Here is a 16058-nt window from a genome sequence, read left to right as displayed (position 1 = left end):
CCGCGCACGCTGCACGTCGCCGAAGCAGACAGGCCGGGCGGCCGTTCGCGCCCGCGCCTCAACCGGAGGGACTCCGATCATGCGTCATTTGCGTCTTCCCCTGAGCCACGCGCCGTCGGTCGGCGACGCGTCGCCGCCGCCGGGCGCGCCGCGCCGCGCGCGCGGCGCCAGCTGGCTCGTGTCGCCGTCCGTCGCGGTGCTGCTGCTGTGGATGTCGATCCCGCTCGCGATGACGATCTGGTATTCGTTCTCGCGCTACAACCTGCTGAATCCGGACGTGAAGGGTTTTGCCGGGCTCGACAACTACCGCTTCCTCGCGACCGATCCGTCGTTCCTGCCCGCGATCTGGCACACGCTCGTGCTGATCGGCGCGGTGCTCGCGATCACCGTGGTCGGCGGCGTGCTGATGGCCGTGCTGTTCGACCGCAAGTTCTACGGGCAGGGCGTGGCGCGCCTGCTCGTGATCGCGCCGTTCTTCGTGATGCCGACGGTCGCCGCGCTGATCTGGAAGAACATGATCCTGCATCCGGTGTACGGGCTCGTCGCTAACGCGATGCGCGCGCTCGGGATGACGCCGATCGACTGGTTCGCCGACTACCCGCTCACCGCCGTGATCATCATCGTCGCGTGGCAGTGGCTGCCGTTCGCGTTCCTGATCCTGTTCACCGCGATCCAGTCGCTCGACCAGGAGCAGAAGGAAGCCGCGCGCATCGACGGCGCGGGCGCGATCGCGATGTTCTTCTACATCACGCTCCCGCACCTGAAGCGCGCGATCGCCGTGGTCGTGATGATGGAGACGATCTTCCTGCTGTCGATCTTCGCGGAGATCTACACGACGACGGGCGGCGGCCCCGGCAACGCAACGACCAACCTGTCGTACCTGATCTATGCGCTCGGCCTGCAGCAGTTCGACGTCGGCCTCGCATCCGCGGGCGGGATCATCGCCGTCGTGGTCGCGAACGTCGTGTCGTTCTTCCTGGTGCGGATGCTCGCGCGCAACCTGAAAGGGGAGTACGAGAAATGAGCGACCTGACTTTCGAAGGCCGGCGCGCGCCGGCCGCGTTCGACCTCGTGCGGCGTGCGCTGCCCGGCGCGCTCGCGTGGCTGCTCGCGCTGCTGCTGTTCTTCCCGATCTTCTGGATGGCGATCACCGCGTTCAAGACCGAGCAGCAGGCATACGCGTCGTCGCTGTTCTTCATGCCGACGCTCGACAGCTTCCGCGAGGTGTTCGCGCGCAGCAACTACTTCGCATTCGCGTGGAATTCGGTGCTGATCTCGGCCGGCGTCACGGTGATCTCGCTGCTGCTCGCCGTGCCCGCGGCCTATGCGATGGCGTTCTTCCCGAACCACCGCACGCAGAAGGTGCTGCTGTGGATGCTGTCGACCAAGATGATGCCGTCGGTCGGCGTGCTCGTGCCGATCTACCTGCTGTGGAAGAACGCGGGGCTGCTCGATACCGTGTCGGGCCTCGTGATCGTGTACACGCTGATCAACCTGCCGATCGCGGTCTGGATGACCTTCACGTATTTCAACGAGATCCCGAAGGACATCCTCGAAGCCGGACGCATCGACGGCGCGTCGACGTGGCAGGAGATCGTCTACCTGCTGATGCCGATGGCGCTGCCGGGTCTCGCGTCCACCGCGCTCCTGCTCGTGATCCTGTCGTGGAACGAGGCGTTCTGGAGCATCAACCTGTCGAGCTCGAACGCCGCGCCGCTGACCGTGTTCATCGCGTCGTACTCGAGCCCCGAGGGGCTGTTCTGGGCGAAGCTTTCCGCGGCTTCCCTATTGGCCGTCGCGCCGATCCTGATCGTCGGCTGGCTGTCGCAGAAGCAGCTCGTGCGCGGGCTCACCTTCGGAGCGGTCAAATGAGCGCGGCCGGCGAGGGCGCGGGCGGAAAAGGCGCGGTCGGCCACGGGACGAACGTGCTGATCTGCGATTGCGACGGCGTGCTGATCGACAGCGAGGCCGTCGCCGCCGACGTGATCGTGCGCGAGCTGGATGCGCGCTGGCCGGGCGTCGACGCGCGGCCGGCGGTGATGCCGCTGCTCGGGCTGCGCATCGAACGCGTGCTGGCCGGCGCGAGCGAGGCAGTCGGCCGCACGCTGACGGCGGGTGACGTCGACGCGATCCGCCGCGCAGTCGAGGCGGCGGCCGTCAACGCGCCGATGGTCGCCGGCATCGACACGGCACTCGCCGCGATCGGCCTGACGACGGCATGCGCGAGCAACAGCTACCGCGCATACGTCGAGGCGGCGCTCACCCGCACCGGCCTCGCGCGCTTCTTCGGCGACCGGCTGTTCTGCGCGGACGCCGTCGCCAGGCCGAAGCCCGCGCCCGACGTGTATCTCGCGGCCGCACGCGCGCTCGGCGCGGTGCCCGCGCAATGCCTCGTCGTCGAGGACAGCGTGACCGGCATCACCGCGGCCGCCGCGGCCGGCATGACCGTGCTCGGCTTCATCGGCGGCGGGCATGCGTCGGCCGCGCAGATCGACGCGCTGCGCGGGATCGGCGCGCGTCACGTATTCGACGACATGCACGAGCTGCCCGGCTACGTCGCGCGCTGGCAGGCGACCGGCGCCGTGCTGCCGAACTAGTACCACGAACGATCGCGCCGCATCGAACGCGGCGCATCACGAACGAACGGAGACAGATCATGGCAAGCGTGCTCCTGCGCAACATCGCGAAGCGCTACGACGACACCGAAGTGCTGCGCAACGTGAACCTCGACATCGCCGACGGCGAATTCGTCGTGTTCGTCGGGCCGAGCGGCTGCGGCAAATCCACGCTGATGCGGATGATCGCCGGGCTCGAGGACATCTCGAGCGGCGACCTGCTGATCGACGGCGCGAAGGTCAACGACGTGCCGAGCGCGAAGCGCGGCATCGCGATGGTGTTCCAGTCGTATGCGCTGTACCCGCACATGACGCTGTACGACAACATGGCGTTCGGCCTGAAGCTCGCCGGCGCGAAGAAGCCCGAGATCGACCAGGCGGTGAAGCAGGCCGCGAAGATCCTGCACATCGATCACCTGCTCGATCGCAAGCCGAAGCAGCTGTCGGGCGGCCAGCGGCAGCGCGTCGCGATCGGCCGCGCGATCACGCGCAAGCCGAAGGTGTTCCTGTTCGACGAGCCGTTGTCGAACCTCGACGCTGCGCTGCGCGTGAAGATGCGGCTGGAATTCGCGCGGCTGCACGACGAGCTGAAGACGACGATGATCTACGTGACGCACGACCAGGTCGAGGCAATGACGCTCGCCGACAAGATCGTCGTGCTGTCGGGCGGCGCGGTGCAGCAGGTCGGCACGCCGAACGCGCTGTACCACGCGCCGGCCAACCAGTTCGTCGCGGGCTTCATCGGCTCGCCGAAGATGAATTTCCTGACGGGCACGGTCGAGTCGACCGATGCGACCGGCGTGCTGGTGCGCTTCGGCAGCGGCGAGACGCAGCGCGTCGCGGTCGATGCGGCAGGGCTGCAGCGCGGGGCGGCGGTGACCGTCGGCGTGCGGCCCGAGCATCTGATGGTGGCGCAGGCGGCAACTGGCGTCGCCGCGCGGACGATGGCCGTCGAATCGCTCGGCGATGCCGCGTATCTGTACGCGGAGTCGGCGGTCGCGCCGGACGGGCTGATCGCGCGGATTCCGCCGCTCGACACGTACCGCACCGGCGAGGCGCTGCACGTGCATGCGCAGGCCGAGCACTGCCACCTGTTCGACGAACACGGGCAGGCGCTGCGGCGGCTGAGCCCGCACGCGAAGGCGGCGTGACGGCCGGGCGCGGTCAGATGCGCAGATGCTCGACCATGTAATCGACGAAGGCGCGCAGTTTCGGCGTCGGCTGGCGCACTGATGGCCACGGGACGCCGTTCGTACCCGGTGTCGCATCGCGGGTCGGCATCGCGCTGACGGGTGCATGGATCGGCGCCGCGTAGCGGCGGCTGACACTCGCGAGCACCGTACCGTTCGCGCGTGCGGCGGCGACGCTCGGCGCCGGGTCCGGCATGGCGACCGTGTATGCGGCCGCCGCGCTGTGGGGGCTCGCGTTCGGCGGCGTCAGGCCGCCTTCGCCTCGAGTGCCGCGCGCGCGCAGGTCTCGTCGGTGACGAGCCCGGACAGCCAGCCGCCGCGCAACGCGGCGATCACGGCGTCGCGCTTCTTCGGGCCGCCGGCGAACGCGATCGTCGGGCGCTTCGGCGGCGCGTCGAGCGCGACGCTCGTCACGCGCGCGCTGGTCGACACGTCGACCAGCTTGCCCTGGGCATCGATTGGCACGCCGAGCAGTTCGGCCACGGCGCCGAGCGCGGTCATCTCGTCGCGTTCCTGTTCGGTGATGAAGCCGTCCTCATAGAGCGGGCAGTGCGGGCCGATGTTGCCGATCCCGACGAACGCGACGTCGGCCTGCGCCGACAGCGCATCGACGATCCGGTACAGCCGGTGATTGCACCATTGCGCGCGCTCGGCGTCGCTGTCGGCGAACAGCGGCGCGGGCAGCAGGAAGTGCTTCCCGCCGGTTTTTTCGGAGATGTACTGCGCGACGTCGTAGCGGTTCGACGAGCCGTCGGCCGCGATCGCGCCGACCATCGACACGAGCCGGTGCTGCGGCCGCTCGATCTGCGCGATCTGCGCGACCGCGGCCTTCAGCGTCCGGCCGCTGCTGACGGCAATCACCATCGGCCGCGTCTCGTTCAGGTAGCGCTCCATCACCTGCGCGCCGGCGACCGCGAGCTTGCGGTCGATGGCTTCGGGCGCATCGGCATCGACGGGCACGACTTCGCACATCGCGAGCCCGTAGCGCTTCGACAGCTGCGCACCGAGGTCGAGACAATCGGCGAGCTGATGATCGACGCGCACGCGGATCAGGTTCTTCTCGACCGCGAACGCGACGAGGCGCTGCGCGACCGGGCGCGACACCTGCAGCTTCTCGGCGATTTCGTTCTGCGTGTCGCCCGCGACGTAGTAGAGCCACGCGGCACGCGTGGCGAGATCGAGTTTTTCTGAGGACTTGGACACGATAGCGGTTCGGTTCGGATCTGGGTCGGCCGCCGGGCGGCGCAACGGCGTCCACTGTAACGCATGCCGGATGCGCGGCCGCCGGCCGCTGCGCGTCGCCGCTTACGCGAGCCGCGCGCGCGACGGTTCGTAAAGCGGGCGCACGTGGCGATACAGCGCGCGGAACGCGTCGAGGCGCTCGCGCAGCAGCGCATGACGGCCGGCATCCGGCGCGTATTCGGCGCGCACCGGCGGCTTGGTCAGCACGGCATGCGGATCGCCGCCGACGGCGAGCCAGCCCAGGCGCGCGGCGCCGAGCGCCGCACCGGTTTCGCCGCCGCCGTGCTGGCACGTGCGCACGTTCAGCGCGTCGGCGATCAGCTGCGCCCAGAACGCGCTGCGCGCGCCGCCGCCGATCAGCGACAGGCGGTCGGTTTCGACGCCGGCCGCATGCAGCGCGTCGAGGCCGTCCGCGAGGCCGAGCGTCACGCCCTCTAGCACCGCGTACCCGAGGTGCGCGCGCTCGGTCGCATGCGTCATCCCGAAGAACACGCCCTGCGCAAAGGGATCGTTGTGCGGCGTGCGCTCGCCGGACAGGTACGGCAGGAACAGCGGCGCCGTCGCGAGCGCGTCCGCGTCGAGCGCCTCGATTTCGGCGAGCAGCGCCGGCTCGTCCGTGCCGGTCAGCTTGCAGACCCAGCGCAGGCAGCTCGCGGCCGACAGCACGACGCTCATCAGTTGCCAGCGATCGGGGATCGCGTGGCAGAACGCATGCACGGCCGATGCGGAGTTCGGCATGAAGCGGTCGCCGACCACGCTCAGCACGCCCGACGTGCCGAGCGACACGAAGCCGTCGCCCGCGTGGATCGCGCCGATGCCGAGCGCGCTCGTCGCGTTGTCGCCGCCGCCGCCCGCCACCACGACGGCCTCAGACAGCCCGAGCTCGCGCGCCAGATCCGCGCGCAGCGTGCCGGACGGCGCGTTGCCTTCGACGATGCGCGGCATCTGCGCCCGCGTCATGTCGCACGCGGCGAGCAGCGCGTCGGACCAGTCGCGACGCGCGACGTCGAGCCACAGCGTGCCGGCCGCGTCGGACGGGTCGGACACCTTCGCGCCGGTGAGACGGAAACGCAGGTAGTCCTTCGGCATCAGCACGCACGCGGTCGCCGCGAACACGTCGGGCTCGTGCTTCGCGACCCACAGCAGTTTCGGCGCGGTGAAGCCGGGCATCGCCAGGTTGCCGGCGAGCGCGTGCAGATCGGGGGCGCGTTCGGTGAGCAGCGCGCATTCGTCGGCGCTGCGCATGTCGTTCCACAGGATCGCGGGGCGCAGCACGCGGTCGTCGCGGCCGAGCAGCACCGCGCCGTGCATCTGGCCCGACAGGCCGATCCCGCGCACCTGCGCGAATGCGTGCGGATGCCGCTCGCGCAGCGCCGCGAGCGCGGCGAGCGTGCCGCGCCACCAGTCGTCCGGATGCTGTTCCGCCCAGCGCGGATGCGGCCGCGACACGCTGAACGGCGTGCCCGCGGTGCCGACCACCGTGCCGTCCGGGGCAAGCAGCAGCACCTTCACTTCCGAGGTGCCGAGGTCGATGCCGAGATACATGAGCGATCCGTTCCGTCAGTGAGGAGCCGCTACTTTAGCTGCACGCATGCGCACCTGCCAACGCAGGTTCGCCCGGATGCGCGGCCGCTCGCGGCGGCCGGTTGCGAGGCTGCCGGCCGTCGCGCGTCAGCGCTGCGCGAGCCATGCGTCGACGCGTGCGAGCCCGGCGCGCAGCGCGTCGAACAGCGCCGCGTTGCCGGCGAGCGAGCCCCACAGCGCGCGGCTCGCGCACAGCGCGACGACCGGGTCGTCGGCTTCGACGATCGCGCGCGCGGCGCCGTCGTCCATCACGCCATCCTGGTACGCATACGGCAGCAAGCCGCGCGCCCAGCGTTCGAGAAAGCGCAGGAACAGCGCCGGCAACACGGCGGTGGCGACCGGCGCCGCGCCGCGTGTGAGCGATTCGGCGAGCGTCGGCGCGATGAAGCCGGGAATCTTCGAGAAGCCGTCGGCCGCGACGCGCTGGTTCGTGTCGAGCACGTACGGGTTGCCGAAGCGTTCGAGCACGACGTCGCGGTAGCGTTCGAGATCGAGCGGGCTCGGGCTGAGACACGGGATCACGTCCTGGGTCACGTAGTCGTGCGCGAACCGGCGGATCGCCGCGTCGTGCGTGCCCTCGTGGATGTACGTGTAGCCCGCGAGCGTGCCGGCCCACGCGATGCAGCTGTGCGTCGCGTTGAGGATGCGGATCTTCGCTTCCTCGTACGGGTGCACGTCGTCGACCAGCTCCGCGCCGGCCAGCTCCCAGCGCGGCCGGCCGGCCGCGAAGCGGTCCTCGATCACCCACTGGATGAACGATTCGCCCATCACCGGGCATGCGTCGTCGACGCCGGTGGCCGCGCGCACGCGTTCGCGCACGTCGGCGGTCGGGCGCGGCGTGATGCGGTCGACCATCGCGCTCGGCGTCGCGACGTTCGCATCGAACCACGCGAGCAGGCCGTCCTCGCCGCGCCGTTCGAGAAATTCGCGCATGCCCGCGCGAAAGCGCGCGCCGTTGTTGCGCAGGTTGTCGCAGCTCTGCAGCGTGAGCGGGCCCGCGCCGCGCTTCACGCGCTCGGCGAGCAGCGCCGCGAGTGCGCCGTACAGCGTCGTGCGCGCGCCCTGCAGGTCGGCCGCGAGATCGGCGTTCGCGAGGTCGAGCCGGTTGTGTTCGTCGAGGTAGTAGCCGCCTTCGGTCACGGTGAACGACACGATCCGGCATGCCGGATCGGCGCCGGCGTCGATCAACGCGGCAAGGTCGATCGACCACGGCAGCACGCGCGCGATCGCGCGGACCGTCTCGTATGCGCGTTCGCCCTGCGGCGTGACGGTTTCGAGCGTGTACGCGCCGTGCTGCGCGGCGAGCGCGTCCATCGTCGCGCGCATGTCGTCGCGGATGTTGCCGACGCTCAGCAACCACCGTTCGTCGGCCGGCACGGCCGCGTTCACGCGATGCAGATACCACGCCTGGTGCGCGCGGTGGAACGAGCCCGCGCCGATGTGCAGCAGCACGGGCGCGCGGGCGGAGGACGATTCGCTCATCCGGTGTCTCCTGTTCGTGCCAGTCTTTCCTGTTGAATACGATCATTTGCTCTTTGTGTGAGCGAATGATCGTATTCGGGCGAACGAAAGTCAAGGCGGGGACACGGCATTTCGATGGTGCGCTGCGGCGGCGCGCGGGGCTGCGCGAATGCGGGGCGCGAAGGGGGGAGAGCGCTGTCAGCGACCTTCGCGCGTGAGCGCGACGAGTTCGTCGAGCAGCTTGCCGGCCGGGCCCGGCAGGATTCCGTGGCGGCGCCGGAATGCGGTGAGCGTGCGCACCGCGACGACCTCGCGTACCGGCAGCGTGTCGATCGTGCCGGCGCGCTGTTCGGCGCCGTACATCGGTTCGGCCATCCAGCTCAGGAAGCCGGCATGCGCGACGAGGCTCTTCAGCGTCGTGACCGAGCGCGTCTCGACCGCGATGTCGGGAAGGGCAAGCCCGTGCGCGTCGAAGGTCGCGCGCATGTGGTCGAATGGCGCGGTGCCGCGCGGCGGAATCGCCCAGCGCGCGTGCAGCGTATCGGCGAGCGTCGGTGCGCGGCCGAGCGCGCGCAGCGGATGGTGCGGTGCCGCAACGATATGGCTGCGATCTTCCCAGCGGCACTCCGGAATCGCGACGATCTCGTCGGTGTCGGGCCCGTGCGCGGACAGCGCGAGATCGATCTCGTGCTTGTTCAGCCCTTCCGCGAGCCGATCCCACACGCCTTCGAGAATCTCGACACGCAGGTTCGGCCAGCGGTCGAGCACGCGGCCGACCGCGACCGGCAGCACGAGGCTCGCGATGCTGCCCACCGTGCCGACCTTGATCGTGCCCTTCGCGAAGCCGCGCATCGCGTCGAGCTCCTCGCGCGCGTGCTCGGCCTCGTGCTGCAGCAGCGTCGCGTGCGGCAGCAGCGCCTCGCCGAACGCCGTCAGCTGCACGCCTTTCGAATGGCGCTCGAACAGCGGCGCGCCGACCTGGTCCTCGAGCCGCTTCAGGATCCGGCTCAGCGCCGGCTGGGTCACGTGCAACGCGTCGGCGGCGCGGCCGAGGCTGCCGCACGCGACGATGGTCGTGAATGCCCGCAATTGTCGGAGATCGAAAGTCATGCCGAACCGTAATGGCTTTTCGCAAAAAATACAGTATCCGTGAATGACTCGCGCTTCGATACTGTGGAAACCGCCAAGCCACCAAGGAGACGCCCGAGCATGTCCTGCACCCCGTCCCATTCCGCCGCACCGGCCGCCCCGATCACCGTTCGCGATGCCGTCATCGACCTGTTTCGCCAGTTCGGCATCGATCGCGTGTTCGGCAATCCGGGCTCGACCGAGCTGCCGATGTTTCGCGATTTCCCCGCCGATTTCCGCTACGTGCTCGGCCTGCAGGAGGCCGTCGTGGTCGGCATGGCGGACGGTCATGCGCAGGCCACCGGCAACGCGGCGGTCGTCAACCTGCATTCGGCGGCCGGCGTCGGCAACGCGATGGGCAACCTGTTCACCGCGTTCAGGAACCGCGCGCCGCTGATCGTCACCGCGGGCCAGCAGGCGCGCGCGATCCTGCCGTTCGATCCGTTTCTCGGTGCGACGCAGGCCGCCGAGCTGCCGAAGCCGTACGTGAAATGGAGCATCGAGCCGGCGCGTGCGCAGGACGTGCCGGCCGCGATCGCGCGGGCGTACCGGATCGCGATGCAGGAGCCGCGCGGGCCGGTGTTCGTGTCGATTCCGGTCGACGACTGGGACCAGCCGGCCGAGCTGCTGCCGCGCCGCGACGTGAGCAGCGTCGTGCGGCCCGATCCGGATGCGCTCGCGCGGCTCGGCGACGCGCTCGATGCCGCGCGGCGTCCCGCGCTGGTGGTCGGCGCGGCCGTCGATCGGGCCGGTGCGTGGGACGACGTCGTGCGGCTCGCCGAGCGGCACCGGGCCAGCGTGTACGTCGCGCCGATGTCGGGGCGCTGCAGCTTTCCCGAGGATCATCCGCTGTTCGCCGGCTTCCTGCCCGCGATCCGCGAGAAGATCGTCGCGCGGCTTGATGGGCACGACCTCGTGTTCGCGTTCGGTGCGCCTGCGTTCACCTATCACATCGAGGGCCGCGGCCCGCACGTGCCGCCGGGCGCCACGCTCGTGCAGCTCGTCGACGATCCCGGCATCGCCGCGTGGACACCGTCGGGCGACGCGGTCGTCGGCAACCTGCGGCTCGCGGCACGCGACCTGCTGGCGCGGCCTGCGCCGCCCGAGCGGCCGATGCCCGCGCCGCGACCGCCGCGCCCGCGCGCCGAAGCGCCGGCCGCCGGCGAGCGGATGTCGGTGGCATTCGCGCTGCAGACGCTCGCCGACGTGCGCGACGCGCACGACATCGTCGTCGAGGAAGCGCCGAGCGCGCGGCCGGTGATGCAGGCGCACCTGCCGTTCACGTGCAGCGGCACGTTCTACACGATGGACAGCGGCGGGCTCGGCTACGGGATGCCGGCCGCGGTCGGCGTCGCGCTCGCGCGGCCGGGGCGGCGCGTGATCGGGCTGATCGGCGACGGGTCGAGCCTCTATTCGATCCAGGCATTGTGGAGCGCCGCGCAGCTGAAGCTGCCGATCACGTTCGTGATCCTGAACAATCGGCGCTACGCGGCGCTGCAGGATTTCGCGCCCGTGTTCGGCTTCGGCCCCGACGATCCGGTGCAGGGCACCGATCTGCCCGATCTGGATTTCGTCGCGCTCGCGCAGGGGATGGGGTGCCGCGGCATCCGCGTCGCCGATGCCGCGCGCCTGCGCGACACGCTGACCGATGCGCTGCGGGCCGATACGCCCGTCGTCGTCGACGTCGAGGTTGCCTGACGCGCGTTGCGCGTCGTTCCGGAGAATCCATGCAAACCGTATCGATGCTGATCGGCGGCGAACGCCGCCATTCGTCCAGCGGCGCGACCTTCGTGCGCCGTAACCCGCTCGACGGCGACGTCGCGTCGGCCGCGCCCGCGGGCACGGTCGACGATGCGCGCGCGGCGGCCGACGCGGCCGCTCGCGCGTTTCCCGAATGGGCCGCGCTCGGCCCCGGCGCGCGCCGCGCGCTGCTGCTGAAGGCTGCCGCCGCGCTCGAAGCGAAGCACGAGCAGTTCGTCGCCGCGATGGCGGCCGAAACCGGCGCGTCGGCGCTGTGGGCAGGCTTCAACGTGCACCTTGCCGCCAGCGGGCTCGTCGAGGCCGCGTCGCTGACCACGCAGGTCGGTGGCGAGCTGATCCCGTCCGACGTGCCCGGCTCGCTCGCGATGGGCGTGCGGCAGCCGGCCGGCGTGGTGCTCGGCATCGCGCCGTGGAACGCACCGGTGATCCTCGCGACGCGTGCGCTCGCGCTACCGCTCGCTTGCGGCAACACGGTCGTGCTGAAGGGCTCCGAGCTGTGCCCCGTCACGCACGGGCTGATCGTCGAGGCGCTGCAGGAGGCCGGGCTGCCGCCGGGCGTCGTCAACTTCGTGACGAACGCGCCCAAGGATGCGGGCGCCGTCGTCGACGCGTTGATCGCCCATCCGGCCGTGCGCCGCGTGAATTTCACAGGCTCGACGCGCGTCGGGCGGATCGTCGCCGAAGCGTGCGCGCGTCATCTGAAGCCGTCGGTGCTCGAACTCGGCGGCAAGGCGCCGTTCGTCGTGCTCGACGATGCGGATCTCGATGCGGCGGTCGCCGCGGCCGCATTCGGCGCATTCGCGAATTCCGGGCAGATCTGCATGTCGACCGAGCGGATCGTCGTCGACGCGTCGATCGCCGACGCATTCGTCGCGAAGCTTGCCGCCAAGGCCGCGTCGCTGCCGCTCGGCGATCCGCGCCAAGGGCCGGTCGTGCTCGGTTCGCTGATCGACATGAAGGCCGTCGAGCGCTGCAACGCGCTGATCGACGATGCGCTCGCGCATGGCGCGACGCTGTTGTGCGGCGGCAAGTCGGACAGCACGCTGTTCCCGGCGACGCTGCTCGATCACGTGACGCCCGCGATGCGGATCTACGCGGAGGAATCGTTCGGGCCGGTGAAGGGCATCGTGCGGGTCGATGGCGAGGCGGCCGCGATCCGCTGCGCGAACGACAACGCATTCGGGCTGGCGTCGGCCGTGTTCAGCCGCGACGTCGCCCGCGCGATTAGGGTCGCGGCGAGCATCGAATCGGGCATCTGCCACGTGAACGGCCCGACCGTGCACGACGAGGCGCAAATGCCGTTCGGCGGCGTGAAGGACAGCGGCTTCGGCCACTTCGGCGGCACGGCCGGCATCGCCGCGTTCACGGACCTGCGCTGGATCACGGTGCAGACCGCGCCGCGCCAGTATCCATTCTGAGAGGCCGCCGACGATGAAGATTGCGATTCTCGGCGCCGGTGCGATGGGCTCGCTGTTCGGCGCGCTGCTGGCCGAGCACGGCGAGGCCGTCACGCTGATCGACGTGAACGATGCGCATCTCGATGCGATCCGCCGCGACGGGCTGCGCATCGACGACGATCGCGGCGAACGCCGCATCCGCGCGCTGCAGGCCGTCCGGCCGGAAACGGTGAATGCGCAAGCAAGCGCATCGCCCGACGACCCGTTCGATCTGCTGATCGTTTTCACGAAATCGCTGCACACGCGTGCGGCGCTCGACGGCGTGCGCGCATTGCTGACGTCGCGTACGTACGTGCTGACGCTGCAGAACGGCCTCGGCAACGTCGAGACGCTGAACGCGTTCGTGCCGCTCGAACGGATTCTGGTCGGCGTCACGACGTGGCCGGCCGACTTCGCCGGCGCCGGGCACGTGCGCTCGCACGGTGCCGGCGCGATCCGCATGATGACGGCCGATGGCGCGGCGCGCCCGTTCGCGGCGGCCGTGGCCGACGCGCTGTCGCGTGCCGGGCTCGCGTGTTCGCTCGATGCCGACGTGTGGGCCGCGATCTGGGAAAAGGTCGCGTTCAACGCGGCGCTCAACACGCTGTGCGCGGCGACGGGCTGCACGGTCGACCAGCTCGGCCGTGAACCCGACGGCCCACGGCTCGCGCTGGCGATCGCTGCGGAGACGGCCGCCGTCGCGCGCGCGAAAGGCATCGCGGTGGACGGCGAGCGCATCGCGCGCAACGTCGAGCATGCGATTTACGCGCATCGCGGCCATCGGCCGTCGATGCTGCAGGACGTGCTCGCGGGCCGCCGCACCGAGATCGACGCGATCAGCGGCACGGTCGTCGCGGCCGCGCGCGAGACGGGTATCGCGGTGCCGCATACCGATACGCTGCTCGCGCTCGTCAGGCTGATCGACGCGCGGCGCGACTGAGCAACACGCCGGCGGCGGGCTCGCGCCGCATGACGATACGGGCGCGCCGCATGCAGGCGATGTCGCCGGATCGGATTGGATTGGACGAGACGGGGCCGGCGCCGATGCACGGATGCCGACCGACCGCGCAACACGAGATCCGGGCACGCGCAAGCGCCAGCCCGGGCAACTGGAGACGCCATGAAAGTCATCGAATGCCGTTGTCTTGCCGCGCGCCGTGCGCGCACGTTGCCGCCGACGCGTGGCGCACGGGAGGTCGCATGAGCACGCGCGACGGATTGCAGCCGCCCCCGGTCGACATCGGCGCGACGCTCGACGACGGACCGTTCACGACGATGCAGCGTTGCGTGGTGGTGCTTGCCGCACTCGCGATCGTGCTCGACGGTTTCGACGGACAGTTGATCGGTTTCGCAATTCCCGTGCTGATCCGCGAATGGGGGATCACGCGCGCCGCGTTCGCGCCGGCGGTCGCCGCCGGGCTGATCGGGATGGGCATCGGCAGCGCGTGCGCGGGCATCGTCGCGGACCGTTTCGGGCGCCGCCAGGCCGTGATCGGCAGCGTGTTCCTGTTCGGCATCGCGACCTGCGCGATCGGCTTCGCGCCGGATGTCGCGACGATCGCGATGCTGCGCTTCTGCGCGGGGCTCGGGATCGGTGGCGCGCTGCCGACGGCCACGACGATGACGGCCGAATACACGCCCGCGCGGCGCCGCACGATGATGGTGACGGCGACGATCGTCTGCGTGCCGCTCGGCGGCATGCTGGCCGGGCTGTTCGCGCACGAAGTGCTGCCGCGCTACGGCTGGCGCGGGCTGTTCTTCGCCGGCGGCGCGCTGCCGCTCGTGCTCGGCTTCGTGCTCGTGCGCGCGTTGCCCGAATCGCCGCGCTTCCTGGCGCGCCGCCCCGCGCGCTGGCCGGAACTCGGCGCGCTGCTCGCGCGCATGCAGCGGCCGGTCGCGCCCGGCACCGCGTTCACCGATCTGCGCGATGCACGCGCGCCCGGCGCACGAGGCGGGTTCGGCGCACTGTTCGCCGGCGGCCAGGCGCGTGACACGATCGCGCTGTGGTGCGCGTTCTTCATGTGCCTGCTCGCCGTGTATGCGGCGTTCAGCTGGCTGCCGACGATGCTCGCCGCGAGCGGGCTGAGCGTGTCGGTCGCGGGCGCCGGGCTCACCGCGTACAACCTCGGCGGCGTGATCGGCGCGCTGCTGTGCGCGTGGGCGATCGCGCATGCGGGTTCGCGCTGGCCGCTCGCGCTGTGCAGCATCGGTGGCGCGGCGAGCGCGGTGTGGCTGATGGGTGTCGACGCGGGGCGGCACACGGGCTGGCTGATCGTCGGGCTCGGCGTGCACGGGTTGTTCGTCAACGCGGTGCAGTCGACGATGTATGCGCTGTGCGCGTACATCTACCCGACGGTGGTGCGCGCGACCGGCACCGCGAGCGCGCTCGCGTTCGGCCGGCTTGGCGCGATCCTCAGCGCGTTCGCGGGCGCGATGGTGATCACCGCGGGCGGTGCGACGGCGTACCTGACGATGCTGGCCGCTGCGATGAGTGTGGTGTGCGTCGCGCTGCTCGCGATGCGGCGGCACATTCCGCGGCTCACGCGCGAACGCGCGCTGCCGCACGACGGGGAGGAACTGGCCCGCACGTAGTCGTGACGCGCGGGCGCATGACGCGCGAGCGCGTTACAGCGTGGTGCGCACGTGCCAGAGCTCGGGGAACAGCACGACGTCGAGCATCTTGCGCAGATACGGCGCGCCGCTCGTGCCGCCGGTGCCCTGCTTGAAGCCGATGATGCGCTCGACGGTCGTCACGTGACGGAAGCGCCACTGGCGGAACGCGTCCTCGAGATCGACGAGCTCCTCGGCCATCTCGTAGAGCTCCCAGTGCTGCTGCGGGTGACGGTAGACCTCGAGCCACGCGGCCTCGACGGTTTCGTCGTGCCGCATCGGCTGCGTCCAGTCGCGCTCGAGCCGCTCGGGTGCGATCGGGAAACCGCGCCGCGCGAGCAGGCGCACGACCTCGTCATAGAATGACGGCGCCTCGAGCGTCGCGCGCACCTGTTCGAGGATGTCGGGCCGGTGCACATGCGGCTGCAGCATCTGCACGTTCTTGTTGCCGAGCAGGAATTCGAGCTGCCGGTACTGATACGACTGGAAGCCCGACGACTGACCGAGGTACGGCCGCATCGCCGAATACTCGGACGGCGTCATCGTCGACAGTACGTTCCACGCCTGCACGAGCTGCTCGAGAATGCGCGACACGCGCGCGAGCATCTTGAACGCGGGCGGCAGCGCGTCGCCGCGCACCGCGTCGAGCGCGCCGCGCAATTCGAACAACGCGAGCTTCATCCACAGCTCGCTCGTCTGATGCTGGATGATGAACAGCATCTCGTTGTGATCGGGCGACAGCGGATGCTGCGCGTCGAGGATCGAATTCAGCGACAGGTAGTCGCCGTAGCTCATCGATTTCGAGAAATCGAGCTGCGCGTTGTGCCAGCCGGCTTCGCCCGAGGCATCGCCCGGCACGTGCGGTGCTTCGTGTGCCGGTTGGGTCGCGCGTGCGCCCGAGAACGGGCAGCCCGCCGGCGCATCGTCGCCGGGTGGCTGCATATGACCAGAATTCACGACTCTCTCCAGAATTGAATGACGGGGGCGCGGCGCGCAATCCGCATGTCGCCGCGGCGCGCGCCGGGCAAAAA

At 70.4% G+C, this 16058-nt stretch carries 13 protein-coding genes and 1 pseudogene; 9 read left to right on the top strand and 5 right to left on the bottom strand.

Features of this window, described 5'->3' with window-relative positions:
- Positions 1 to 79 precede the first annotated feature (79 nt).
- The 5 genes and pseudogenes from ACV22W_RS19280 to ACV22W_RS19260 all read left to right on the top strand — a co-directional run.
- Positions 80 to 1024 carry a carbohydrate ABC transporter permease gene (locus tag ACV22W_RS19280; RefSeq protein ID WP_448021056.1) on the top strand — a complete coding sequence of 315 codons (945 nt, stop codon included), beginning with the start codon at positions 80 to 82 and terminating at the stop codon, positions 1022 to 1024.
- The gene (locus tag ACV22W_RS19275) at positions 1021 to 1872 is read left to right on the top strand and encodes a carbohydrate ABC transporter permease (RefSeq protein ID WP_059820330.1); all 852 of its coding nucleotides are present in this window, start codon (positions 1021 to 1023) and stop codon (positions 1870 to 1872) included. Before ACV22W_RS19280 ends, ACV22W_RS19275 begins: the two co-directional genes overlap by 4 nt.
- The gene (locus tag ACV22W_RS19270; RefSeq protein WP_448021054.1) at positions 1869 to 2597 is read left to right on the top strand and encodes an HAD family hydrolase; all 729 of its coding nucleotides are present in this window, start codon (positions 1869 to 1871) and stop codon (positions 2595 to 2597) included. The genes ACV22W_RS19275 and ACV22W_RS19270 overlap by 4 nt, the downstream gene beginning before the upstream one ends.
- Positions 2598 to 2656: 59 nt before the next feature.
- A complete protein-coding gene (locus tag ACV22W_RS19265; RefSeq protein WP_059528326.1) occupies positions 2657 to 3766 on the top strand; it encodes an ABC transporter ATP-binding protein in 1110 nt (369 codons plus the stop codon).
- Between the two features lie 98 nt (positions 3767 to 3864).
- Positions 3865 to 4050 (top strand): annotated as a pseudogene (locus tag ACV22W_RS19260) (MFS transporter); the annotation flags it as partial.
- Between the two features lies 1 nt (position 4051).
- Here ACV22W_RS19260 and ACV22W_RS19255 read toward each other — a convergent pair.
- From ACV22W_RS19255 to ACV22W_RS19240, 4 genes are all read right to left on the bottom strand, one after another.
- The gene (locus tag ACV22W_RS19255) at positions 4052 to 5008 is read right to left on the bottom strand and encodes a sugar-binding transcriptional regulator (protein ID WP_059528324.1); all 957 of its coding nucleotides are present in this window, start codon (positions 5006 to 5008) and stop codon (positions 4052 to 4054) included.
- A 102-nt stretch (positions 5009 to 5110) separates the two neighbouring features.
- Positions 5111 to 6592 carry a xylulokinase gene (gene xylB, locus ACV22W_RS19250; RefSeq protein WP_448021053.1) on the bottom strand — a complete coding sequence of 494 codons (1482 nt, stop codon included), beginning with the start codon at positions 6590 to 6592 and terminating at the stop codon, positions 5111 to 5113.
- A 126-nt stretch (positions 6593 to 6718) separates the two neighbouring features.
- Positions 6719 to 8113, bottom strand: coding sequence for a D-arabinitol 4-dehydrogenase (gene dalD, locus ACV22W_RS19245; protein ID WP_448021051.1), 1395 nt, complete (start codon positions 8111 to 8113; stop codon positions 6719 to 6721).
- 177 nt (positions 8114 to 8290) lie between these two features.
- Positions 8291 to 9202, bottom strand: coding sequence for a LysR family transcriptional regulator (locus ACV22W_RS19240; RefSeq protein WP_059690592.1), 912 nt, complete (start codon positions 9200 to 9202; stop codon positions 8291 to 8293).
- A gap of 99 nt (positions 9203 to 9301) precedes the next feature.
- On the opposite strand from ACV22W_RS19240, the gene mdlC reads away from it, so the two are divergent.
- The 4 genes from mdlC to ACV22W_RS19220 all read left to right on the top strand — a co-directional run bounded on the left by mdlC (position 9302) and on the right by ACV22W_RS19220 (position 15009).
- A complete protein-coding gene (mdlC, locus tag ACV22W_RS19235) occupies positions 9302 to 10918 on the top strand; it encodes a benzoylformate decarboxylase (protein ID WP_448021050.1) in 1617 nt (538 codons plus the stop codon).
- Positions 10919 to 10947: 29 nt separating this feature from the next.
- Positions 10948 to 12399: an aldehyde dehydrogenase family protein gene (locus tag ACV22W_RS19230; protein WP_448021048.1), complete on the top strand. Its 1452-nt coding sequence runs from the start codon at positions 10948 to 10950 to the stop codon at positions 12397 to 12399.
- A 13-nt stretch (positions 12400 to 12412) separates the two neighbouring features.
- Positions 12413 to 13357 (top strand): ketopantoate reductase family protein, encoded by a 945-nt coding sequence (locus tag ACV22W_RS19225; RefSeq protein WP_448021046.1) that lies wholly within the window; start codon positions 12413 to 12415, stop codon positions 13355 to 13357.
- 260 nt (positions 13358 to 13617) lie between these two features.
- Complete coding sequence (locus ACV22W_RS19220; protein ID WP_448021045.1) at positions 13618 to 15009, top strand: MFS transporter; 1392 nt, start codon at positions 13618 to 13620, stop codon at positions 15007 to 15009.
- Positions 15010 to 15042: 33 nt separating this feature from the next.
- On the opposite strand, the gene kynA is transcribed toward ACV22W_RS19220, so the two are convergent.
- Positions 15043 to 15969 carry a tryptophan 2,3-dioxygenase gene (kynA, locus tag ACV22W_RS19215; RefSeq protein WP_448021239.1) on the bottom strand — a complete coding sequence of 309 codons (927 nt, stop codon included), beginning with the start codon at positions 15967 to 15969 and terminating at the stop codon, positions 15043 to 15045.
- Positions 15970 to 16058 lie beyond the last annotated feature (89 nt).

The sequence above is a fragment of the Burkholderia sp. AW49-1 genome, assembly GCF_053427845.1.
The sequence above is the reverse complement of the archived record's forward strand: the minus strand, read 5'-3'. Positions and strand labels throughout refer to the sequence as shown.

Coding starts and splice junctions, on each gene's coding strand:
- ACV22W_RS19280 (WP_448021056.1), top strand. CDS start 80: ATGCGTCATTTGCGTCTTCCCCTGAGCCACGCGCCGTCGGTCGGCGAC.
- ACV22W_RS19275 (WP_059820330.1), top strand. CDS start 1,021: ATGAGCGACCTGACTTTCGAAGGCCGGCGCGCGCCGGCCGCGTTCGAC.
- ACV22W_RS19270 (WP_448021054.1), top strand. CDS start 1,869: ATGAGCGCGGCCGGCGAGGGCGCGGGCGGAAAAGGCGCGGTCGGCCAC.
- ACV22W_RS19265 (WP_059528326.1), top strand. CDS start 2,657: ATGGCAAGCGTGCTCCTGCGCAACATCGCGAAGCGCTACGACGACACC.
- xylB (WP_448021053.1), bottom strand. CDS start 6,592: ATGTATCTCGGCATCGACCTCGGCACCTCGGAAGTGAAGGTGCTGCTG.
- dalD (WP_448021051.1), bottom strand. CDS start 8,113: ATGAGCGAATCGTCCTCCGCCCGCGCGCCCGTGCTGCTGCACATCGGC.
- ACV22W_RS19240 (WP_059690592.1), bottom strand. CDS start 9,202: ATGACTTTCGATCTCCGACAATTGCGGGCATTCACGACCATCGTCGCG.
- mdlC (WP_448021050.1), top strand. CDS start 9,302: ATGTCCTGCACCCCGTCCCATTCCGCCGCACCGGCCGCCCCGATCACC.
- ACV22W_RS19230 (WP_448021048.1), top strand. CDS start 10,948: ATGCAAACCGTATCGATGCTGATCGGCGGCGAACGCCGCCATTCGTCC.
- ACV22W_RS19225 (WP_448021046.1), top strand. CDS start 12,413: ATGAAGATTGCGATTCTCGGCGCCGGTGCGATGGGCTCGCTGTTCGGC.
- ACV22W_RS19220 (WP_448021045.1), top strand. CDS start 13,618: ATGAGCACGCGCGACGGATTGCAGCCGCCCCCGGTCGACATCGGCGCG.
- kynA (WP_448021239.1), bottom strand. CDS start 15,969: ATGCAGCCACCCGGCGACGATGCGCCGGCGGGCTGCCCGTTCTCGGGC.